Here is a 2,604-nt window from a genome sequence, read left to right on the forward strand (position 1 = left end):
CACGTCGAGCCGCACCCCGCCCGCCTCTGCTCCCTTCACGGCCAGCTCGAGCGCCGCCCCCGACCCGTCCACCGCCAGCGCGCTCTCCGCCCCCGCCGCGAGCGCGGCCAGCGCGAAGCCGCCCACATGCGCGAAGACGTCGAGCACGCTCCGCCCCCGCGCCAGCCGCGCCGCGAAGGCATGGTTCAACCGCTGGTCGTAGAAGAGCCCGGTCTTCTGCCCGCCCGCCAGGTCGGCAAAATAGACCGCCCCGTTCATCGGCACCGCCACCGGCCCGTCCAGCCGCCCGGCGACCACCGCCGACACATCGTCCAGCCCCTCCAGCGACCGCGCGCGCCCGGAGGCGTTCTTCACCACCGTCCCCACCCCGGTCACCGCCCGCAGCGCCTCGACCAGCGCCCCGAGCCGCGCCTCCGCCCAGGCCGCATTCGGCTGCACCACCGCCGCCTCCCCGAAGCGGTCGATCACCACCCCCGGCAGCCCGTCCGCCTCCGCATGCACCAGCCGGTAGAAGGGCGCATCGAACAGCGTCTCGCGCAGCGCCAGCGCCCGCCCGAGCCGCGCCGCGAACCAGGCCGCGCCGATCTCCGCCGCCGGGTCGGCATCGAGCAGCCGCACCGCGATCTTCGAGCCGGCATTGAAGGCCGCCGCCCCGACCGGCCGCCGCTCCGCATCCTGCAGCTCCACCACCGCCCCGGCCGGAACGGCGCGGGTGCGGCGGTCCATCACGATCTCGTCGGCATAGCGCCAGGGCGCGCGCAGCCGCCCCGGCCGGTCGGCCTGCGGCCGGAGGCGCACCACGGGGCGGGGATCGGCGGCATCGGACATGCGCCCCTCTCTGCCGCCTCGCCGCCGCCCTGTCCATACGCCCCGCCGCGGCATTTGCCGAGACGGGACCCTTGAGCTAGGTCTTGCGCCGCCGCAGCGCCCCACGCCCCGCGGCGATCCGCACGAGGAAGGGACGACGATGCCGGCAATGGTCGCCGTGGAGAACCTGAGCAAGTCCTACGACTCGGGCTTCGAGGCGCTGAAGGGCGTCAGCCTCGACATCGAGGAGGGCGAGATCCTCGCGCTGCTCGGCCCGAACGGCGCCGGCAAGACGACGCTCATCTCGATCATCTGCGGCATCGTCACGCCGACCTCCGGCCGCGTTACCGTCGGCGGCCACGACGTCGTCACCGACTACCGCGCCAGCCGCCAGCTCATCGGCCTCGTGCCGCAGGAGGTGAACCTCGAGCCCTTCGAGCGGGTCATCAACACCGTCCGCCTCAGCCGCGGCCTCTTCGGCCGCCGCCGCGACGACGCCTACATCGAGCGGGTGCTGCGCCAGCTCTCGCTCTGGGACAAGCGCGACGCCCCGACCCGCGAGCTCTCCGGCGGCATGCGCCGCCGCGTGCTTATCGCCAAGGCCCTCTCGCACGAGCCCCGCGTCCTCTTCCTCGACGAGCCCACCGCCGGCGTCGACGTCGAGCTCCGCAAGTCGATGTGGGAGACGGTCAGCGAGCTGCGCCGCGCCGGCACCACCATCATCCTCACCACCCACTATATCGAGGAGGCCGAGGCGATGGCCGACCGCATCGCCGTCATCAACGGCGGCCGCATCCTCCTCGTCGAGGACAAGGCGACCCTCATGCGCCGCATGGGCCGCAAGGAGCTGACCATCGAGCTGCAGGCGCCCCTCGCCGCCATCCCCCCCGCCCTCGCGCCCTACGGCCTCACCCTCGGCGAGGGCGGCCTCGACCTCACCTATTCCTACGACCGCTCCGCCCCCCGCACCGGCATCGTCTCGCTGCTGCGCGCGCTCTCCGAGGAAGGCATCACGCTCTGCGACATCCAGACCCGCCAGCGATCGCTCGAGGACATCTTCGTCAACCTGGTGCGGGAGGAGGCATGAACTGGCTCGCTGTCCGCTCGATCTACAAGTACGAGATGGCGCGCACCTTTCGCACGCTCCTGCAGAGCCTCGTCGCCCCCGTCGTCTCGACCTCGCTCTACTTCGTCGTCTTCGGCACCGCCATCGGCTCGCGCATCGAGGAGGTCGAGGGCGTCGCCTACGGCGCCTTCATCGTCCCCGGCCTCATCATGCTGACCGTGCTGATGCAGTCGATCTCCAACGCCTCCTTCGGCATCTACTTCCCGAAGTTCATCGGCACCATCTACGAGGTCCTCTCCGCGCCCGTCTCCTTCCTCGAGATCGTCGCCGGCTACGTCGGCGCGGCGGCGACGAAATCGGTGATGATCGGCCTCATCATCTTCGCCACCGCCAACCTCTTCGTCGCGCTGCCCGTCGCGCACCCGCTGGCCGCGCTCGGCTTCCTCGTCCTCACCTGCGTCAGCTTCAGCCTCTTCGGCTTCATCATCGGCATCTGGGCGAAGAACTTCGAGCAGCTCCAGCTCGTGCCGCTCCTCGTCGTCTCGCCGCTCGTCTTCCTCGGCGGCGCCTTCTACTCGATCTCCATGCTGCCGCCGGTCTGGCAGAAGATCACCCTCTTCAACCCGGTCGTCTACCTCATCTCCGGCTTCCGCTGGGCCTTCTTCGAGACCGCCGACGTCGGCGTGGCCCTGAGCCTCGCCGCCATCCTCGCCTTCACCCTCGCCTGCCTC

At 71.2% G+C, this 2,604-nt stretch carries 3 protein-coding genes; 2 read left to right on the forward strand and 1 reads right to left on the reverse strand.

Annotation, left to right across the window (positions count from 1 at the left end; all coding sequences use genetic code 11):
- On the reverse strand, nucleotides 1-828 hold an 828-nt coding region (locus tag Q0112_RS14900; RefSeq protein WP_297976624.1), incomplete at its 3' end, for a class I SAM-dependent methyltransferase.
- 139 nt (nucleotides 829-967) lie between these two features.
- Between Q0112_RS14900 and Q0112_RS14905 the strand changes: the two genes are divergently transcribed.
- Both Q0112_RS14905 and Q0112_RS14910 read left to right on the forward strand, forming a co-directional pair.
- Nucleotides 968-1,894, forward strand: a complete 927-nt coding sequence (locus Q0112_RS14905; RefSeq protein ID WP_297976625.1) for an ABC transporter ATP-binding protein — start codon at nucleotides 968-970, stop codon at nucleotides 1,892-1,894.
- Nucleotides 1,891-2,604, forward strand: a 714-nt coding sequence (locus Q0112_RS14910; RefSeq protein ID WP_297976626.1) for an ABC transporter permease, incomplete at its 3' end; no start/stop codon positions are given. The genes Q0112_RS14905 and Q0112_RS14910, both read left to right, overlap by 4 nt.

The organism is uncultured Amaricoccus sp. (assembly GCF_937858865.1).
Classification (GTDB): domain Bacteria; phylum Pseudomonadota; class Alphaproteobacteria; order Rhodobacterales; family Rhodobacteraceae; genus Amaricoccus.